The following is a 19,731-nucleotide window of genomic DNA, read 5'->3' on the forward strand; positions in this document are numbered from 1 at the left end:
GAGCGGCGCGACGCGGAAGGTCGGCGGCCGAGGCGGCAGCGGTCAGGCCGGCGAGCACGGTCGAAGCGAGGAGAAGCTTTTTCATTGGGTCCTGGGTCCTGTGTGGCAAAGCCGGGCCGCTTGTAGGTCCTCGTGGCCGAGGGGTCTGTCGCTTTCCTGCAACAAGCTCGGCCAGATAAAACCGGAGCTCTCAACGAAAGGTGAAGTTTACGCTGGCCGCAGGCAGATCCCGGAGCGGATGTGCTCCCGCGCACATGGAGGTTATAGCAGGCGGGAAGCTGATTAGCCGGCGGCGGCGCGCCGGATCAATTGAGGCGAAACCGCGGCGCGCCTGCGCGGAGATCCGCGCAGGCGCATCCGAAGCCTGCATAATAACCGGAGGCCGGCTTTTTACTTCCGGCCACGGGATCGCTCAGGGATCGCCGGCGCGATCGCGCCCGCGCCGCCGGGATCGCGCCGCCGGGATCACACCGCCGGGATCACACCGCCGGGATCGCACCACCATGTGCCGCGGCAGTCCGAGGCGCGGGTCGCGCGGCGAATTCCCCACGGAAAACAGGGCGATCGCGCCAGCACAAGATTGACAAGAGGCAGCAACGTCCTAAGTGTCTGGCACACTTACGTGCACGGTGGGTTCCAGGCCAGGTTCCCGACGAGTCGGCCGACTGCGCTGCGCCATCCGGCCCATGCCGACCCGGCAGCCGTTGCAGCGACCGACCCCTCCGCGCCGGCTGGTCCGATCCCGCGCGCAACGGTTCACATATCTGATGCCCTTCTCCGACCTCGGATTGAGCGACAAGGTCCTGCAGGCCGTCTCGGCCGCCGGCTACACCGAACCGACCCCGATCCAGGCTCAGGCCATCCCGCACGTACTCGCCCGGCGCGACGTGCTCGGCATCGCCCAGACCGGCACCGGCAAGACCGCGGCCTTCACGCTGCCGATGCTGACCCTGCTGGAGACCGGCCGCGCCCGCGCCCGGATGCCCCGCACGCTGATCCTCGAGCCGACGCGCGAGCTCGCCGCGCAGGTCGAGGAGAATTTCGAGCGCTACGGCACCAACCACAAGCTCAACGTAGCGTTGATCATCGGCGGCGTCTCCTTCGCCGACCAGGACGCCAAGCTGACCCGCGGCACCGACGTGCTGATCGCCACCCCGGGCCGGCTCCTCGACCATTTCGAGCGCGGCAAGCTGCTGCTGACCGGCGTCGAACTCCTCGTCATCGACGAGGCCGACCGCATGCTCGACATGGGCTTCATCCCCGACATCGAGCGCATCGTGAAGATGGTGCCCTTCACGCGGCAGACGCTCTTCTTCTCGGCGACCATGCCGCCGGAGATCGAGCGCCTGGCCGATATGTTCCTGCACAACCCGCAGCGCGTCGAGGTGGCCCGCCCCGCCTCGACCGCAGAGACAATCGTGCAGCGCCTCGTCGCGACGGGCTCCGAGGGCCACGCCAAGCGCGACCGCCTGCGCCGGCTGATCCGCAATGCGGAGGAGTTGAAGAACGGCATCATCTTCTGCAACCGCAAGCGCGACGTGGCCCTGCTGCAGAAATCGCTCGTCAAACACGGCTTCGGCGCCGCCGCGCTCCACGGCGATATGGACCAGCGCGCCCGCATGGCGGCCCTCGACGCCTTCCGCGCGGGCGAGACCCCGCTCCTCGTCGCCTCGGACGTCGCCGCGCGCGGCCTCGACATCCCGGCGGTGAGCCACGTCTTCAACTTCGACGTGCCGCACCATCCGGAGGATTACGTGCACCGGATCGGCCGCACCGGCCGGGCCGGCCGGGCCGGTGCCGCGTTCACGCTCGTGGGCAGCGGCGACGACCGCTCCCTCCAGGCGATCGAGTCGCTGATCGGCAAGCCGATCCCCTGGCTCGACGGCGACCTCACCTCCGTCAGCGAGGACGAGTCGGGGAGCGAGGAGACGCGCACGCGCCATCGCGGCTCCCGTTCGGGGACGGAGCGGCGCAGCCGTGGCAAGGCCGCGGAAACGCGCGGCGAGGGACGCGGCAGCCGACGGGCCGTGCCCCAGCGCGAGCGCAGCGAAGCCCCCCCGCGCATGCCGGAACCGGCTGTCCGCACCGCGGTGCCGGAGCGGGTGCGCGACGAGCGCCGCCCGTCCCGCCGGCCGGAAGCCGACGGCGATACGCCGGTCGGCCTCGGTTCGCACGTTCCGGCCTTCCTCCTCCGGCCGGTACCCGTCAAGCGGGAGTCGTGACGCCTCCGGCCCGCACGACTACTCAGGGCGCGGGGCTCGACTGTCATATCGGCCCCGGTTCTACATTCGTGCAGCGGTTGCAGCCCGAATTGCAGCCTTCCTACTGTCGGGTTCTCGACATAAGTTAGTTCTCGGCCGGCGGGCTTTAACACTCCATCCATCCCTCGTCCCTACAGTGCATCTGGGCTGGCCTGTGCCGACGCGGCGCGAGCCCAAGCAGCGACAGGACCAGGATGAGCCAGGGGCGCCACGCGGATCGCGACTACAGCTTCGCCCTCGCCCAGAGGGTGCAGGAGTTGATGCGCGATTACGGGCCGTCGGCCACGCCGCGCGCCTACACGGTCTGGTACAGCTACGTCGCGGGCCACCATCCGCTGATGAACGACGCGCTCAAGCGGCTGATCGGGCAGAAGCAGGCCCTGACCGAGGCAGACACCGACGCGCTGTTCGAGCAGCACCTCGCGGGTGGTCGCCTCGCCGACATCGCGGGCGAGACCAGTGCGACCATGCTCAGCGAGATCGCGGGCGTGATGGAGATGCTCGATCTCTCGGTCGGCTCAGCCGCCGCCTACAACGCCTCGCTGTCGAGCCTCAGCCAGGACCTGACGCAGAATGCGGTCACCCGCGAGCGCGTCCGCGAGATCGTCGGCACCCTTGTCGGCAAGACGCGGGAGGTCGCCACCAGCAACCGGGTGCTCGAAGCCCGGATGCGCGAGAGCCGGGCCGAGATCGAGATGCTGCGCGAGAAGCTGGAGGCGACTCGGCTGGAGAGCCTGACCGATCCGCTTACTGGCCTATCGAACCGCAAGCATTTCGAGGAGGTGCTGCGAACCTCCGTCGAGTCCGCCGCCGTCACGGGGACTCCGATGAGCCTCGTCGTCCTCGACATCGACTTCTTCAAGCGCTTCAATGACCTGTACGGTCATCTCACGGGCGATCAGGTGCTGCGGCTCGTGGCGATCGTGATGCGCGAATCGGCCGGCCCGCAGGCCACGCTCGCCCGTTTCGGCGGCGAGGAATTCGGCATCGTCCTGCCAGGCCTGGAGCGCGCGGAGGCGCGGGTGATCGCGGAGGCCGTGCGACAGAGCGTGATGGGCCGCGACCTCGTCAAGCGCTCGACCGGCGAGTCCCTGGGCCGGGTGTCCGTCTCGGTCGGCGTCGCCGTCCACAAGGCCGGCGACTCGCCCGTCTCGCTGCTCGAGCGGGCCGACCTCTGCATGTTCGCGGCCAAGCGCGCGGGCCGCAACCGGACCATCGACGATTCCGTCGGGGCGGACGTCCTTCAGGACGTCGCCTGAGCGGGTGCCCTCAGGCCGGGGCGCCGAGGCGCTCCGGGCTCGCGGGCGTGATCGCGACCGACTCGCCGCAGCCGCAGGCCGAAGTCTGGTTCGGGTTGTTGAACACGAACTGCGAGGCGAGCTTCGTCGTCTGGAAATCCATCTCGGTGCCGAGCAGGAACAGCACCGCCTTCGGATCGATGAAGACGCTGACGCCCTTGTCCTCGACCACGTCCTCGCCGGGGTTGCGCGCCTCGGCATACTCCATCGTGTAGGACATGCCGGCGCAGCCGCCGTTCCGCACGCCGACGCGCAGGCCCGCGATCGGGCGCTCCGCGTCTGCCATGATGGCCTTGATCCGGGTCGCCGCCGCATCGGTCAGCGACATCACCTTGAAACCTGACATCGTCTCGCTCTCCTGCCTCCGGGTTCAAGGCCCGGGCGGGTGCGTGTTCTGGTACGCCCCAGAGATAAGCATCGCGCCCGCTCCGGTCCACCGCATCGCGGCCACGACTCCGGCCTTCCGTGCTAGGATCCACCCCGAGGAGGACGCGATGGCCGAACCCGCGATGCGGCGCATGACGCTGGAGGAGTTCTTTCAGTGGCAGCTCGGGCAGGACGGGCTCTACGAACTCGTGGACGGCGTGCCGGTACCCCACGTGAAGATGATGACCGGCGCCAGCGCCCAGCACGACCGGGCCACCGTCAACATCATCATCAGCTTGGGAAACCAGCTCCGCGGCAGCGGTTGCCGGCCGACCACGGACGACATCGCGCTGCGCACCGGGATCGCGACCCTGCGGCGTCCCGACGTCACGGTGGAGTGCGCCGACCTCGTCCGCGACACCTACGAGAGCCGGCCGCCGCGTCTCGTCGTCGAGGTGCTCTCGCCCTCGACCAGCAGCATCGACCGCTTCCGCAAGCTCGACGAGTACCGGCGCCACCCGACGCTCCGCTGCATCCTCCTCGTGGAGACGCGCTTCCCGGGCGCCGTCCTGTATCGCCGCCGGGAGGACGCCTGGGAAGCCGAGACCTACGAGGCGATGGCCGACATCATCGACCTGCCCGAGATCGGCGCGCGGCTCGCGCTCGCCGACATCTACGACGACATGCAGTTCGAGGCCGGTGGCACACCGGCCTGATCGCCGCGCCCTACCACATATCCAGCGCGACGCGGGCCTCGTCGGACATCCGGCTCTGGTCCCACGGCGGGTCGAACACCATCGTGACGGTGCAGGATTGCACGCCCGGCACCGCCGAGACCGCGTTCTCGACCCAGCCCGGCATCTCGCCGGCCACCGGGCAGCCCGGGGCGGTCAGCGTCATGTCGATCGCGACCGCGCGGTCGTCACCGATATCGACCCGGTAGATCAGGCCGAGCTCGTAGATATCGGCCGGGATCTCGGGGTCGTAGACGCTCTTCAGGGCCGTCACGATCTCGTCGGTCAGACGGTCGAGCTCGGCCGGCGGGATCGCCGAGGCGCCCTCGACCTTCGGGGCGTTGGCGCCGCCGGTGATGGTCGCATCGGTACTCATCCAAACCTCCTCGGGCCGCGCCGGCGGGCCGCGTCGTAAAAGAATCAGGCGAACAGCATCTCGGCCTTCGCGAGCGCCTCCGCAAGCACGTCGATCTCGTCCGTGGTGTTGTAGAGGCCGAACGAGGCCCGGCAGGTCGAGGTCACACCGAAGCGCTGGAGCAGCGGCATGGCGCAGTGGGTGCCGGCGCGGACCGCCACGCCCTGCCGGTCGATCACGGTAGCGATGTCGTGGGCGTGCGCCCCCTTCATCTCGAAGGCGATCACGCCGCCCTTGTCCTTCGCCGTACCGATCAGCCGGACCGCGTTCATCGCGCCGAGCCGTTCCTGGGCGTAGGCGGTGAGCCGCGCCTCGTGCGCCGCGATGGTCTCGCGCCCGATTGCCATCATGTATTCCAGCGCCGCCCCCAGCCCCACCGCCTCGACGATCGCCGGCGTGCCGGCCTCGAAGCGGTGCGGCGGGTCGTTGTAGGTGATCGCGTCCTGGCTGACGGTGCGGATCATCTCGCCGCCGCCCTGGTAGGGCGGCAGCCGGTCGAGCCACGCCTTCTTGCCGTAGAGCACGCCGATCCCGGTCGGGCCGTAGACCTTGTGGCCGGTGAAGACGAAGAAGTCGCAGTCGAGGGCCTGCACGTCGACCGGCTGGTGCACCGCGCTCTGCGCCCCGTCGAGCAGCACCGGCACGCCGTGGGCGTGGGCGATGCGCACGATCTCGGCGGCCGGCGTCACCGTGCCGAGCACGTTCGACATGTGGGTGATCGCCACCATCTTGGTGCGCGGCGTGAACAGTTTTTCGTACTCCTCGACGAGGAAGTTCCCGTCGTCATCGACCGGCGCCCACTTGATCACGGCGCCGCGGCGCTCGCGCAGGAAGTGCCAGGGCACGATGTTGGAGTGGTGCTCCATGATCGAGAGGATGATCTCGTCCCCCTCCCCGATCAGACCGGCCCAGCCCATGGAGGAGGCCACGAGGTTGTAGGCCTCGGTGGCGTTGCGGGTGAAGATGATCTCGTCGGTGGAGGCCGCGTTGAGGAACTGGCGCGTGGTCTCGCGCGCGCCCTCGAACCCTTCGGTCGCGGCGTTGGCCATGTAGTGCAGGCCGCGATGGACGTTGGCGTAGCCCGTCTCCATGCAGGAGACCATCGCGTCGATGACCTGCCGCGGTTTCTGGGCCGAGGCCGCGTTGTCGAGGTAGACCAGCGGCTTGCCGTAGACCTGCTGGGCGAGGATCGGGAAATCCCGACGGATCGCCGCGACGTCGTAGCCGGTGTTGAGGACGGGTGCGTTCATCGGGTCACGCTCGCGGATCTCCCTCTCCCCTTCGCGGGAGGGGGTGGCCCTCGCGTCGGCGAGGGTCGGGCGAGGGGAGCGACGGAGTTCGGCATCGATATCGAGCCTCTGCTTGAAGCGGTGTCCCCTCTCCCGCCTCACTCCGTTCGGCACCCTCCCCCACCCAGATCGGGTTTGCCCGATCTGGGCACCCATCTGTGGAACTCGGGCAAGCCCGAGTTCCAGTGGGGGGAGGGTTGGGCGCATCAAGCGCGGGCGGCGAGCCAAGCCTCGATCTCGCCGATCAGCGCCGCGCGGGCGCCCTCGTGCGTGACGGCCTCCACCGACTCGCCGACGAAGGCCTGCACGAGCAGGCTCTGGGCGGCGGCGCGCGGCAGACCGCGGGCCATCAGGTAGAAGAGCAGATCCTCGTCCGGCGCGCCGCAGGTGGCGCCGTGGCCGCAGGCGACGTCGTCGGCGAAGATCTCAAGCTCCGGCTTGTTCATCATCTGCCCCTCGTCGGTGAGGAGCAGACAGTCGGACTTCATCTTGCCGTCGGTCTTCTGCGCGATCTGCCGAACGATGATCTTGCCCTGGAAGACGCCGGTGGCGTCGCCGTCGATCACCGTCTTGAACTGCTCGCGGCCGACACCGCCGACAGCCGCGTGGTCGGCGAGGAGCGTCGAGTCGGCGAGCTGGCCGGAGCGCAGCATGGCGGCGCCGTTGACGACCACGTTGGTGTCGTCACCCGCGATGTGCACGTAGATCTGGTGGCGCGAGAGCACCGCGCCCGTCACCAAGTTCATGCTCTCGACGCTGGCTTGGCGCTCGAGCTTCAGCGACAGGGTCGAGAGCGCGATCGCTGCGTCGCCCTCGATGTTGAGCCGGGTGTGCCGGAAGGCGGCCCGCTCGCCGATGACGACGTCGAGCGCGTCGTTCGGCTGCGTGGTCACGCCGTTCGGGCCCTCGTGGCTCTCCAGCAGGGAGAACTCGGCGTCGGTGCCGAGTTGCACCAGCACGCGGGTCGCGGTCGAGAACGGCGTCTCGCCCGTGCCGACGAAGCGCAGGTGCACGGGCGTCTCGGGCTTGGCGCCCGCCGCCACCGTGATCAGGGCGCCGTCCGCCAGGAAGGCGGTGTTGAGCTGATAGATCGGGTTCTCGCGCGCCTGGGCGACGGGCGCGAGCAGCTTCAGCCCGGCATCACCCTTCGCCAGAGCCTCGCCCATCGGGACGACGGTGACGCCCTCCGGGATCCGGTCGAGGTCGGACAGCTCGGGCACGAGGTGGCCGTTGACGAAGGTCAGCCGCGCGGCTTCGATGCCGGCGAAGCCCCGGGCCCCGGCGACCGCTGCCTTGGCAACGTCGAGCGCGGGCGCCTCGGCCGGCGGGGCGGCTTCGGTGATGGCGGCGCGCAGGTCCGTGTACTTGAAGGCCTCGACCCGGCGGCTCGGCAGGCCGGTCGCCTCGAAGAAGCGGAAGGCCTCCTCGCGGCTGATGGCCGTCTCGGCGGCGAAGGCCTGGCGGGACGACTCGAACAGCTTCGAGAGGCCGGCCTCGGCGGGGGAGCGGAGGTTTGCGATCTCGGCCATGGCTTACGCGGCCTCGCTCGTGCGGTACTCGGCGTAGCCGGAGGCCTCGAGCTCCAGCGCCAGCTCCTTGCCGCCGGTCTTCACGATCTGGCCCTTCGACATGACGTGCACGGTGTCGGGCACGATGTGGTTCAGGAGCCGCTGGTAGTGGGTGATGACGAGGAAGGAGCGTCCTTCAGCCCGCAGCGCGTTGACGCCCTCGGAGACGATGCGCAAGGCGTCGATGTCGAGGCCCGAATCGGTCTCGTCGAGCACGCAGAACTTCGGCTGCAGGAGCGCCATCTGGAGGATCTCCATGCGCTTCTTCTCGCCGCCGGAGAAGCCGACGTTCAGCGCCCGCTTGAGCATCTCCTTGTTGATCTCGAGCCGGTCGGCCGCCGCGTTGACCGCGCGGATGAAGTCGGGGGTCGAGATCTCGCCCTCGCCGCGGGCGCGGCGCTGCGCGTTCATGCAGGCCTTCAGGAAGGTCATCGTGCCGACGCCCGGGATCTCCAGCGGGTACTGGAAGGCCAGGAACACGCCGGCGGCGGCGCGCTCGTCGGGCTCCATCTCGAGCAGGTTGTGGCCGTCGAGCAGGATCTCGCCGTCGAGGACCTCGTAATCCTCCTTGCCGGCGATGACGTAGGAGAGCGTCGACTTGCCCGAGCCGTTCGGGCCCATGATGGCGGCGACCTCGCCGTCCTTTACGGTGAGGTTGAGGCCATTCAGGATACGGTTGTCCTCGATCTGCACGACGAGGTTCTTGATCTCAAGCATTCTAGTCCAAGTCCTTCAAAACCATAGCCGATGCATCGCCTGCAGGAAGGCTCGGCGGGCTACCGGAAAGCCGGAGAGGTCGCCGATCACCGCATCGATGCCGCACCGGGGGCAGAGGGGGGTGCCCTCTTGGGCGATCCACTCCTCGATCTCGTCCGGCGCGAAGATCTCCAGGCAGTAGAAACAGCCGCACGCGGCGCTGCTCGTCACCTCGTCGGCGTGCCGCGAGCAGTGCCGGTGGGCCGCCCGCAGCACGTCGTCTTCGTAAGGATCGCCCAGGCGATCAGCCCACCGAGCCTTCCAGGCTGATCGAGATCAGCTTCTGGGCCTCGACGGCGAACTCCATGGGCAGCTGCTGCAGCACGTCGCGGACGAAGCCGTTGACGATGAGCGCGGTCGCCTCCTCCTCGGAGAGGCCGCGCTGCTGGCAGTAGAACTTCTGCTCCTCGGAGATCTTCGAGGTGGTGGCCTCGTGCTCGAAGACCGCCGACGCGTTCTTCGACTCGATGTAGGGCACGGTGTGTGCGCCGCACTGGTCGCCGATCAGCAGCGAGTCGCAGTTCGTGAAGTTGCGGGCGCCCTTGGCCTTCTTGTGGGCCGAGACGAGGCCGCGATACGTGTTCTGCGAGCGGCCCGCCGAGATGCCCTTCGAGATGATCCGGCTCGTCGTGTTCTTGCCGAGGTGGATCATCTTGGTGCCGGAATCGACCTGCTGCATACCGTTCGACACCGCGATCGAGTAGAACTCCCCGCGGGATTCGTCGCCGCGCAGGATGCAGGACGGGTATTTCCAGGTGATGGCCGAGCCGGTCTCGACCTGCGTCCACGAGATCTTGGAGCGGGCGCCGCGGCAATCGCCGCGCTTCGTCACGAAGTTGTAGATCCCGCCCTTGCCCTCGTTGTCGCCCGGGTACCAGTTCTGGACGGTCGAGTACTTGATCTCGGCGTCGTCCAGCGCGACGAGTTCGACCACCGCGGCGTGGAGCTGGTTGTCGTCGCGCTTCGGGGCGGTGCAGCCCTCAAGGTACGAGACGTAGCTGCCCTTGTCGGCGATGATCAGCGTACGCTCGAACTGGCCGGTGTCACGCTCGTTGATGCGGAAGTAGGTCGACAGCTCCATCGGGCAGCGCACGCCCGGCGGGATGTAGACGAACGAGCCGTCCGAGAACACGGCCGAGTTGAGCGTCGCGAAGAAGTTGTCCGTCACCGGCACGACCGAGCCGAGGTACTTCTGCACCAGGTCCGGGTACTCGCGGATGGCCTCGGAGATCGGCATGAAGATCACGCCGGCCTTCTCGAGCTCCTTCTTGAAGGTCGTGGCGACCGAGACCGAGTCGAACACGGCGTCGACCGCGACGCGGCGCTCCGGCGCGATGCCTTCCAGCACCTCGACCTCGCGCAGCGGGATGCCGAGCTTCTCGTAGGTCTTCAGGATCTCGGGATCGATCTCGTCGAGCGACTCGGGGCCCTTCCGCTTCGGCGCGGCGTAGTAGTAGATGTTGTCGTAATCGACCCGGTCGTAGGAGACGCGCGCCCACTCCGGCTCCTTCATGGTGAGCCAGCGCTTGTAGGCGTCGAGGCGCCACTGCAGCATCCACTCGGGCTCGTTCTTCTTGGCCGAGATGAAGCGGACGACGTCCTCGGAGAGGCCCTTCTCGGACTTCTCCATCTCGATCACGGTCTCGAACCCGTACTTGTACTGGTCCAGGTCGATCGAACGGACCCGGTCGATGGTTTCCTGCACAGCAGGCATCAGCGTCTCCTAAGCATCACCGGCTTCAAGGACCGGGGCTGTCTCTCGGATGGCTTGGGTTCTACGCGGCTCGGGCCGCTTCCCCTCGCCGCTTATATAGGGTGTGAATCACCCGTTCGAAGGCGTCGAGAAACCGCGATGCGTCCTCAATGCCCGAATTCCAGCCGAAACTGACGCGCAGCGCCCCCGTGGCGAGCGCAGGGCTCACGCCCATCGCGGCAAGCACGGGAGAGCGCGCCACCTTGCCGGACGCGCAGGCCGAACCCGACGACACCGCGACACCGGCGAGGTCGAGGGCGATCAGGGCGGTCGGCGCGTCGAGGCCCGGCACGGCGAAGCTCAAAGTGTTCGGCAGCCGCGGCGCGTCCGCGCCGAACACCGCCGCGTCGGGAGCACGCGCCAGAACGCCCGCTTCCAGCGCGTCCCGCAGGCCCGCCAGCCGGGCGCCCTCCTCCGCAAGGACGGCATGCGCGATCTCCGCCGCCACGCCCATACCGACCAGGGCCGGCAGGGCCTCGGTGCCGCAGCGCAGGCGCGCCTCCTGGCCGCCGCCGCGGACGAAGGCCGCCTCCAGGCTCACGCCCGCGCCGAGCACGAGCGCGCCGACGCCCTTCGGGGCGGCGAACTTGTGGCCGGACAGCGTCAGGGCGTCGAGGCCGAGGGCGGTGAAATCCAACGCGATCTTCCCGGCCGCCTGCACCGCGTCGCTGTGCACCAGCGCGGCCCCATGCCGCCGGGCCAGAGCGACGATCTCGGCGAGCGGCTGGACCACGCCGGTCTCGTTGTTGGCCGCGTGGACCGAGACCAGGACCGCCTCGTCGCGCAGGGCATCGAGACGGGAGGCCAGCGCGCCGAGGTCGATCACGCCCGCAGCGGTCACCGGCAGAACCTCGACCGCGCCCTCCGCGAACCGGTGGCCGACGGCGACGCAGGGGTGCTCGGTCGCACCGACAAGCAAGCGGGTCGGCGCGGGCGAGCCGGCGCGACGCAGCGCACCCGACAGCGCGGCGTTGGCCGCCTCGGTGCCGCCGCTGGTGAACACCACGCGGGAGGCCGGGGCGCCGACGAGCCGGCCAACCTGGGCGCGGGCGGCCTCGAGGGCGGCCCGGGCCGCCCTGCCCTCGGCATGCACCGAGGAGGGATTGCCCGGCAGTGCCAGCGCGCGCGCGACCGCAGCCGCAACCTCGGGCCGGACCGGCGAGGTGGCGTTGTGGTCGAGATAGGCGCGCTCCGGGCTCATCGGCTCTTCGTCATCCTCAGGTGTGACATTTCCTTGCTTTTCGCCCCCACCATCGTGCTAAGCCCCCGCGGAACCCGCACGATCAGGGCCGAGGAACGACGAGGCGCGAAGGGTTTGGCCGAAGCAGCACCGGTGTGCCGATCGCGACCGAACCTTATTTTAGAACGATTCTAATCGCCTAGAACCGTTCTAAGAGCGCTTGTAAGTCGGGCGCGAGCCGAGTCAAGGCGGTCGCGGGACGAAGCGCGGCGTGACGCAGGCGTGCACCTGCATCCGCCACAGGAGTCAGAGACAAGTATGCCCGAGGTCATCTTCACCGGTCCGGCCGGCCGACTGGAAGGCCGTTATCAGGCGCCGAAGAAGCGCGGCGCCCCGATCGCGATCATCCTGCATCCGCACCCCCAATTCGGGGGTACGATGAACAATCAGATTGTGTACAATCTTTTCTACACCTTCGCCAACCGCGGATTCGCGGCCCTGCGCTTCAATTTCCGCGGGGTGGGCCGCAGCCAGGGCGCGTTCGACCACGGCTCGGGCGAACTCTCGGACGCGGCCGCCGCGCTTGACTGGGTGCAGTCGGTGAACCCGGAGGCGAAGTCCTGCTGGATCGCGGGCGTCTCGTTCGGCTCGTGGATCGGCATGCAGCTCCTGATGCGCCGCCCCGAGATCGAGGGCTTCATCTCGATCGCCGCGATGGCCAACCGCTACGACTTCACCTTTCTGGCGCCCTGCCCGTCCTCGGGCCTGTTCGTGCACGGCTCGGAGGACCGCGTGGCCCCGGCGCGCGAGGTGATGCCGGTGATCGAGAAGGTGAAGACCCAGAAGGGCGTCATCATCGAGCACCAGATGGTGGAGGGCGCCAACCACTTCTTCGACGGCAAGGTCGACGAGCTGACCCAGACCGTCGACACCTATCTCGACAAGCGGCTGGGCGGCCGGGACGAGGTGGCGTAGCGGATCGCACACCCTCCCCCTTCTGCGGGGGAGGGAACGTTACACCGCGGCCTTCTGCGCCTCCGGTGCGTGCACCACCGGCACGGCCGGCGCGCCCTCCCACTCGGTGCTGGCGGGGATCGACTCGCCCTTCATCACGATGGTGAGCGGGCGCAGCCGCGCGTAGTCGCCGACCTTCGTGTCGTAGAGCACTGTCGCGAAGGCGCCGACCGAGACGCCGCGGCCGATCTTCACCCGGCCGATCTTCATGATGCGGTCCTCGTAGAGGTGCGTCTGCAGCGCCGAGGTCCGATTGATCACGCTGTAATCGCCGATTTCCACACAGTCGAACTCGGTGACGTCGGTGGTGAGCATGCAGACGCCCTGTCCCACCTTCACGCCGAACAGGCGCAGCACCCAGGGCAGGAAGGGCGTACCCTGCAGGTGCTCCAGCAGCACCTTGCCGGCGAGCCCCCAGTAGGCCACCGCGATCGCCTCGGTGCGCATCGCCCACCACGACCACATCGGGCGCATGCCGGGCTTGTAGACGCCCATCAGCAGCCACTTCATCCCGATGACGGCCGAGGACTGGATCAGCGCGATGACCACGCTCACCGCCACGAAGGCGAAAGCCAGCCCCCACCAATCCCGCTCCAGGATCGCGGGATAGAAGTACCAGTCGATCGCGGTGATCGCGAGGGTGATGTAGAGCATCGGCGAGAACGAGGTCGCGAAGGCCTCGAAGATGCCGCGGCGCAGCTTCGGCCAGAGGCCCGGCTCGTAGGTCTGGGCGTTCGAGCCGAGATCGACCCGCTGGCGCGCCGGCAGGCGGATCGGCGGCGAGCCGAACCACGTCTCGCCCGGAGCCATCGCGGCGTTCTCCGGCGGCTTCGACTTGATGCCGATCAGCACGTCGTCCGGAATCACCGCACCCGGCGGCACCACGGCGTCGTTGCCCACGAAGACGCGCGCGCCCGTGCGGGTCTCGGCCAGATGCATCCAGCCGCGGCGGATCTCCTCCTCGCCGTACACCACCTCGTCGGCCACGAAGTTCTTCGCCCCGATCTCCGCGAGGTCGTAGCGCCCGGCGAGGTTCGTGGAGATCTCGGCCCCCTGCCCCATCCGGGCGCCCATCAGCCGGTACCACGCCCGCATGTAGACGGTGGCGAAGAGCGAGGAGAGCGTCTCCAGCGTCACCTCGACGGCGAGCGCCAGCGACCACTTGCGCAGGTAGAACCAGGAATGGACCGAGTGGGTGCCCGAGCGCGTGCGCGGCAGCGCGAGCCAGCGGATCCCGGTGATGAGCAGCACCGTGCCGGCCGTCATCAGCATGGCGGTCGGCCAAGTCAGCAGCGGCAGGTAGAAGTGGTAGTCGATGTCGGTGAGGTCGCTGAGCGAGTCCGAGATCTGGTCGAAGATGTAGAAGGCCGGGAAGATCGGCAGCAGGCCGACCGCCGGAATCGCGGCGAGCAGCAGGACGTAGAGGGCCAGGAAGAGGCCGCGGCGGCCGGGCGACGCCTCCGCCTGGGCGGGCAGGGCCGCGGGATCCGCCGTGCCGACCCGGCGCCCCGGCGAGCCGTCCCAGCGCTCGGCCCGGCCGACGCGTGAGCCGGTCGGGACCGTGGTGAGGTCGGCGATCTCGGCGTAGTCGCCGATCACGGTGTCGTGGCTGACCACGCAGGAGGTGCCGACGGCGGCCTCCGCGCCGATCGCCACGCGGCCGATCACCAGCTCGTTGCCGACGATCTCGGCGTTGGCGATCACGAGGCGTCCGCCGAGCGAGGCGCGGTCGCCGATGGTCAGGAGGTCCGGTGCCCCGATCTCGATGTCCGAAATCAGCACGTCGCGTCCGATCCTGGCCCCCATCAGGCGCAGGTAGATCGCGATGGCGGGTGAGCCCTGGAGCCACTTCACGTGGACCAGGGGCGCGAGGCGCTGGGCCAGCCACCAGCGGTAATAGTACACGCCCCAGAGCGGGTAGCGCCCGGGCCGGGTCCGCCCGAGCACCAACCACTTGGCCGCGACCGCGACGGTCGCGGTGACCGCGTTGATGCCGACATAGACGGCGAGCAGCACCGCCATCTCGCCGAAGAAGCCGAGCCCGCCGCCGGTGAGCAGCAGGTAGGTGACGAAGATGCCGAGCCACTGGGAGGTGGCGAGCGCGATCACGAAGGGCAGAGCGATGGCCTGGGCGAGGCCGCAGAGCGCCCGGCGCAGGAGCGGCGGGGGCGCGAAGGCGAGGTCGCGCACGGCAGCCTCGGCGCCGACGCCGCCGGTGCGGGCGATCAGCACGTCCGACATCGCCCGGAGCGTCCGCTCGCGGTAGACGTCCGGCAGGGTGATGCCCGCGAGCGCCGGAACCTCGCGCACCGCCGAGACGAAGCGGGCGGCGAGCAGCGAGTGGCCGCCGAGATCGGCGAAGAAGTCGCCGGCGAGGTCGATCGGCTGATTGCCGAAGACCTGCTGGGCGGCCGCCAGCAGCGCCGCCTCGGTCTCGTTCCTCGGCGGCTCCTGGTCGGCCTCGGCCGCGACCACCGTCAGCGGGGCGATGCGGAGCGCCTTGCGGTCGACCTTGCCGGAGGTGAGCCGCGGCAGGCTCTCGGCGACCTCGTAATGGGCCGGCACCATGTAGGGCGGCATCTGCTCGGAGAGCGCGCGGCGCAGGATCGAGCGGTCGATCTCCGCGCCGCGCTCCGGCACCAGGAAGGCGACGAGGCGATCGACCCCGTCGTCGGCGCGCAGCACCACCGCGGCTTGATTGATGCCGGCCTCGGCCCGGATGCGGGACTCGATCTCGCCGAGTTCGACCCGGAAGCCCCGGACCTTGACCTGATCGTCGATACGGCCGTGGAACAGGATGTTGCCGGCCGCGTCCAGCGAGACCGCGTCGCCCGAGCGGTAGAGCACCGGGTCGATGCCGTCCCCACCGAAGGGGTTCGGGACGAACTTCTCGGCCGTCAGCTCGGGCCGCTTCAGGTACCCCGCCGCGACGCCGGGGCCGCCGATCAGCAACTCGCCCTGCTCGCCGGGCCCGAGCAGGTTGAGCGCCTCGTCGGCCACGTAGACGGTGTAGTTGGCGATCGGCCCGCCGATGGTGACGGGTTCACCCCGGCGCATCTCGGCGGCGGTGGCCACCACCGTCGCCTCGGTCGGCCCGTAGGTGTTGAAGAGCTGGCGCCCTGGCGTCGCCCAGCGCGCGACCAGCGGCTCGGGCAGGGCCTCGCCGCCCAGCAGCACGAGCCGGAGCCGCGGCAGGTCGCCCGCGATCATGGCGAGCAGCGTCGGCACGGTGTCGAGCACCGTGACGCCCTCCGCCTCCAGGATGCCCGGCAGCGATTCGAGGTCGCCCATCATCGTCGGCGAGGCGATGAAGAGCGTCGCGCCCACGAGGTAGGGCACCCAGATCTCCTCCATCGAGAGATCGAAGGCCACCGAGGCGCCCTGGAACACCACGTCGTCCGCCCGCATCCCGTAGAGGGCGTTGGCCGAGCGCAGGAAATGGCAGATGTTGGCGTGGCTGATGACGATGCCCTTCGGCACGCCGGTCGAGCCGGAGGTGTAGATCAGGTAGGCGGGATGGCCCGGCGTCAGACCGGCCGCGCGCGGGTCGGGCACGGGGGCACCGGCAGGCGTCTGCGCGTCGAGGGCAGCGGTCGTGAGCACGGGAGCTGCGTCCGGTGCCTGCGCGGCCAGCGCCTCCGAGACGAGGAGCGCCGCGGCGGCCGCGTCGTCGAGGCAGATCCCGACGCGGTCGGCCGGCGCCTCCGCGTCGAAGGGCAACCAGGCCGCGCCCGACAGGGCGATGCCGACCTGCGCGACGAGCAGGTCGGGCCCACGGGCCATCCAGAGCCCGACCACGTCGCCGGGCCCGATCCCGCGATGGGCGAGGCCGGCGGCGATCCGCTCGGCACGCCCCAGGACCTCCGCGTAGGTGAGGTGCGGGTGGCGCCCGCCCGCGACCACGGTCGCGCCGTCGATCAGCGCCGGGTGCGCGCCACGCAGGCGGGCGGTCTTGCGAAAGATCTCGGGGAGAACCTCGTCGCGGATCAGGTCGGGCCGGACAGGCCCGCGCAGGACGGCGCGGCCGGCCGAGCGCGCGCGCCGATCCGCCTCGCCACCATCCGTCTCGGGCCGGATACCCTCGGCGAGACTGCTCATACGCTACTCCGCTTCCGGCCCTCGACCGGATACCTGTCGTCCGCGCCCCGGCGAGGCGCCGCGGTCGCGTCCGGAACAAAGACCGGGACGCGGCGCGCTCTAACCCCCGATCGCGCCGAGATCGGGGCGGGGCCGGAGATAGATCCACCGGCACGCCTGCACCATAGGGCCGGAAGAGTGAATCCGGGTGGAACGCCGGATCGGCCCGGCGCTCTCACGCCCAGCGCCAGCCCTTCGCATCGAGCACCAGAACCACGCCCTGTCGGATCCCGATGCGCGGGGCGGCGTAGGCGTCGAGATGGCCGAGCGCCACCAGCACCGCCCGCGCGACGCCGCCATGGGCCACCATCACGGTCGCGGGACCGAGTTCGGCCAGGACCGGGGCGACGCGCTCGGTCAGCATGGCGTAGCTCTCGCCCGAGAGCCCCGGCGGGCGGTAGCGCCAGCGGTCGCGGTCGCGCGCGTGGGCTCCGCCGGGGTCGCGCCGCCGGATCTCCGCCCAGGTCGAGCCTTCCCAGGCCCCGAAGTTGATCTCCCGGAGCCGGTCGTCGGCGCGGTAGGCGGTGGGGTCGCGGTCGAGGCGCGCCCTCAGGATCTCCATGGTGCGGCGGGTACGGGTGAGCGGGCTCGCCACGAAATCGGCCGTGGCGAGGTCGTCGCCCGCGACATCGGCCAGCCGGTCGGCGACCTCGCGGGCCTGGGCCTCGCCGGTCGGGTTGAGGTCGATGTCGCGCTGGCCCTGCAGGCGTCCTTCCGCGTTCCACGCGGTCTGGCCGTGCCGGATGAAGTAGATGGTCCGCATGGTAGCCCGGATCGAGGACGAGGCCGCGTCCCCGCAGGTTTCGGAACGCGGCGGCGCGCCGGTCGTTGCCAAGCTCACGATTCCTCCTCAGATGCCTGATCGGACGGCCTCTGTCCGGACGACGAGAGTTTCATGCCAAAGAAGCAGGGACAGCAGCGCCGCGCATCCCACAAGGCCCCGAAACCCGCGACAAAGCTGCGCGGCTCTTCCGCACCCGATCCACATCCGCCGACCTCCGCCGACTGGGTGGACGCGGCGGAGCGGATCGAGCGGCGCCAGGGGGCGGCCATCGCGCTGCCGCCGGTCCGCGCAGCGGCGGGCGTCGTCACGGTCGAGCCGGGCCGCCCCTTCAGCCTCGCCGCGATCGATCCGAACGCCGACGGCGGCCTCGACAAGCAGGAGGCCAAGGCCATGCTCGCCGCCGAACGCGCCCGGATCCAGGATCTGCAGGAGCGGCTCTACGCCGAGCGCCGCCGCAGCCTGCTCATCGTGCTGCAGGCGATCGACACCGGCGGCAAGGACGGCACCATCCGCGCCGTGCTCGAAGGCGTGAACCCGCAGGGATGCGCGGTCGCCTCGTTCAAGGTGCCGAGCGCGGAGGAACTCGATCACGACTTCCTCTGGCGCTACCACGCCCGCACGCCCGGCCGCGGCATGATCGGCGTGTTCAACCGCAGCCACTACGAGGACGTGCTGGTGGTGCGGGTGAAGGGCCTCGTGCCCGAGCCGGTCTGGCGGATGCGCTACGACCTGATCAACGATTTCGAGCGCCTGCTCACAGCCTCCGGCACGACGATCCTCAAGTTCTTCCTGCACATCTCGAAGGACGAGCAGCGGGAGCGGCTGGAGGCCCGCATCGCCGACCCGCAGAAGCACTGGAAGTTCGATCCGGCCGACCTCGTCGAGCGCAAGTCCTGGGACGCCTACCAGGCCGCCTTCGACGACGCGTTGAACCAGTGCTCGACGCCGCACGCGCCCTGGCAGGTGGTGCCGGCCAACCGGAAGTGGTTCCGCAACCTCGTGATCGCCCGCACCATCGCCGACACGCTGGAGGCGATGGACCCGCAATTCCCCGAGGCCCCGCGGGGCATCGCCGACCTGAAGGTGCCCGACTGAGGGTCTTCGGACGGCCGTTCGGGCACGGTGGCTCGACCTCAGTCCCTGTCGAGGCTGAGGTCGGGCGCGTCCGGGTTCTTCATGCCGACGACGTGGTAGCCCGCATCGACGTGCAGGATCTCGCCGGTCATGCCCCGGCTCATGTCGGAGACGAGATAGGCCGCGGTCTCGCCGACCTCGCCGATCGTCACGGTCCGGCGCAGCGGCGCGTTGTACTCGTTCCACTTCAGGATGTAGCGGAAATCGCCGATGCCCGAGGCGGCCAGCGTCTTGATCGGGCCGGCCGAGATCGCGTTGACGCGGATGTTCGAGGGGCCGAGATCGGCCGCGAGGTAGCGCACCGAGGCCTCGAGCGCGGCCTTGGCCACGCCCATGACGTTGTAGTGCGGCATCCACTTCTCGGCGCCGTAATAGGTCAGCGTGAGGAGCGAGCCGCCCTCCCGCATCTGCTTCTCGGCCCGCTGGGCGATCGCCGTGAAGGAGTAGCACGAGATCAGGAGCGACTTCGAGAAGTTGCCCTCGGAGGTCTCGATGTAGCGGCCCGTCAGCTCGTCCTTGTCCGAGAAGGCGATGCAGTGCACCACGAAGTCGATGCCCTCGGGAAAGACCTTCGCGGTCTCGGCGAAGACGGCGTCGATCGAGGCCGGGTCGGTGACGTCGCAATGGCCGACCACGTGGGCGTCCACCTCGCGGGCCAGCGGCTCGACGCGCTTCTTGAGGGCCTCGCCCTGGTAGGTGAAGGCGAGCTTGGCGCCGTGCTGGTGCAGGCTCTTGGCGATGCCCCAGGCGATCGAGCGGTTGTTGGCGACGCCCAGGACGACGCCGCGCTTGCCGGCGAGGAGACCGGTCCCGGTGCGTGCCCCGCGATCCTCACCCGCGCCGATATCCGCCATGACTCACCCGAGAAGAATGCCGCCGACGCCAGAGGTGCACCCGGTCCGGGGACCGGGCGGCCTTCTGCGCCGTGGGTCTCCTTAGCGGAGCCTCACCGTTGACGGAAGCCTGGGGCGGCGACGGCGGGGCCGGTCTCAGACCGCCTTGGCGGCGCGGCGGGTCTTCGCGAACTCGGTGAGGGCCGCCT

The 19,731-nt window shown here is 69.6% G+C and carries 16 protein-coding genes; 5 read left to right on the plus strand and 11 right to left on the minus strand.

Going from position 1 to position 19,731, the window contains the following annotated elements:
- Positions 1–767: 767 nt before the first annotated feature.
- Together AX737_RS03840 and AX737_RS03845 are read left to right on the plus strand one after the other, a co-directional pair.
- Entirely contained in the window at positions 768–2,222 is a 1,455-nt protein-coding gene (locus AX737_RS03840) for a DEAD/DEAH box helicase (protein ID WP_066919143.1), read from the plus strand.
- 233 nt (positions 2,223–2,455) lie between these two features.
- Positions 2,456–3,520, plus strand: coding sequence for a GGDEF domain-containing protein (locus AX737_RS03845; protein ID WP_066919145.1), 1,065 nt, complete (start codon positions 2,456–2,458; stop codon positions 3,518–3,520).
- Between the two features lie 10 nt (positions 3,521–3,530).
- On the opposite strand, the gene AX737_RS03850 is transcribed toward AX737_RS03845, so the two are convergent.
- Positions 3,531–3,905, minus strand: coding sequence for an iron-sulfur cluster assembly accessory protein (locus AX737_RS03850; protein WP_066919147.1), 375 nt, complete (start codon positions 3,903–3,905; stop codon positions 3,531–3,533).
- Positions 3,906–4,053: 148 nt separating this feature from the next.
- On the opposite strand from AX737_RS03850, the gene AX737_RS03855 reads away from it, so the two are divergent.
- The gene (locus tag AX737_RS03855; RefSeq protein WP_066919149.1) at positions 4,054–4,641 is read left to right on the plus strand and encodes a Uma2 family endonuclease; all 588 of its coding nucleotides are present in this window, start codon (positions 4,054–4,056) and stop codon (positions 4,639–4,641) included.
- Positions 4,642–4,651: 10 nt separating this feature from the next.
- Here AX737_RS03855 and AX737_RS03860 read toward each other — a convergent pair whose 3' ends face one another.
- The 7 genes from AX737_RS03860 to AX737_RS03890 form a co-directional block, all read right to left on the minus strand.
- The gene (locus AX737_RS03860; RefSeq protein ID WP_066919151.1) at positions 4,652–5,035 is read right to left on the minus strand and encodes an SUF system Fe-S cluster assembly protein; all 384 of its coding nucleotides are present in this window, start codon (positions 5,033–5,035) and stop codon (positions 4,652–4,654) included.
- A gap of 44 nt (positions 5,036–5,079) precedes the next feature.
- Entirely contained in the window at positions 5,080–6,324 is a 1,245-nt protein-coding gene (locus AX737_RS03865) for a cysteine desulfurase (protein ID WP_066919154.1), read from the minus strand.
- Positions 6,325–6,569: 245 nt separating this feature from the next.
- Positions 6,570–7,892 carry a SufD family Fe-S cluster assembly protein gene (locus AX737_RS03870; RefSeq protein WP_066919156.1) on the minus strand — a complete coding sequence of 441 codons (1,323 nt, stop codon included), beginning with the start codon at positions 7,890–7,892 and terminating at the stop codon, positions 6,570–6,572.
- Positions 7,893–7,895: 3 nt separating this feature from the next.
- Positions 7,896–8,648 (minus strand): Fe-S cluster assembly ATPase SufC, encoded by a 753-nt coding sequence (gene sufC / locus AX737_RS03875; protein WP_066919158.1) that lies wholly within the window; start codon positions 8,646–8,648, stop codon positions 7,896–7,898.
- Positions 8,649–8,663: 15 nt separating this feature from the next.
- Positions 8,664–8,903: a cytoplasmic protein gene (locus tag AX737_RS03880; protein WP_066919160.1), complete on the minus strand. Its 240-nt coding sequence runs from the start codon at positions 8,901–8,903 to the stop codon at positions 8,664–8,666.
- 28 nt (positions 8,904–8,931) lie between these two features.
- Positions 8,932–10,401, minus strand: a complete 1,470-nt coding sequence (gene sufB / locus AX737_RS03885; RefSeq protein WP_066919162.1) for a Fe-S cluster assembly protein SufB — start codon at positions 10,399–10,401, stop codon at positions 8,932–8,934.
- A gap of 61 nt (positions 10,402–10,462) precedes the next feature.
- Complete coding sequence (locus AX737_RS03890; RefSeq protein WP_066919164.1) at positions 10,463–11,641, minus strand: cysteine desulfurase family protein; 1,179 nt, start codon at positions 11,639–11,641, stop codon at positions 10,463–10,465.
- Between the two features lie 297 nt (positions 11,642–11,938).
- Between AX737_RS03890 and AX737_RS03895 the strand changes: the two genes are divergently transcribed.
- Entirely contained in the window at positions 11,939–12,595 is a 657-nt protein-coding gene (locus tag AX737_RS03895; RefSeq protein WP_066919166.1) for an alpha/beta hydrolase, read from the plus strand.
- Positions 12,596–12,634: 39 nt separating this feature from the next.
- Here AX737_RS03895 and AX737_RS03900 read toward each other — a convergent pair whose 3' ends face one another.
- Together AX737_RS03900 and AX737_RS03905 are read right to left on the minus strand one after the other, a co-directional pair.
- Entirely contained in the window at positions 12,635–16,732 is a 4,098-nt protein-coding gene (locus AX737_RS03900) for a Pls/PosA family non-ribosomal peptide synthetase (protein WP_066919168.1), read from the minus strand.
- Positions 16,733–16,946: 214 nt separating this feature from the next.
- Positions 16,947–17,534, minus strand: coding sequence for a histidine phosphatase family protein (locus AX737_RS03905; protein ID WP_066919170.1), 588 nt, complete (start codon positions 17,532–17,534; stop codon positions 16,947–16,949).
- 132 nt (positions 17,535–17,666) lie between these two features.
- Between AX737_RS03905 and AX737_RS03910 the strand changes: the two genes are divergently transcribed.
- The gene (locus tag AX737_RS03910; protein ID WP_066919172.1) at positions 17,667–18,650 is read left to right on the plus strand and encodes a polyphosphate kinase 2 family protein; all 984 of its coding nucleotides are present in this window, start codon (positions 17,667–17,669) and stop codon (positions 18,648–18,650) included.
- 38 nt (positions 18,651–18,688) lie between these two features.
- Here the strand turns inward: AX737_RS03910 and fabI are convergent, their stop codons facing one another.
- Positions 18,689–19,543, minus strand: coding sequence for an enoyl-ACP reductase FabI (gene fabI / locus AX737_RS03915; protein ID WP_066919174.1), 855 nt, complete (start codon positions 19,541–19,543; stop codon positions 18,689–18,691).
- Positions 19,544–19,731 lie beyond the last annotated feature (188 nt).

Origin of the sequence: Methylobacterium sp. CCH5-D2 (genome assembly GCF_001556475.1) — a bacterium.
Taxonomy (GTDB): domain Bacteria; phylum Pseudomonadota; class Alphaproteobacteria; order Rhizobiales; family Beijerinckiaceae; genus Methylobacterium; species Methylobacterium hispanicum.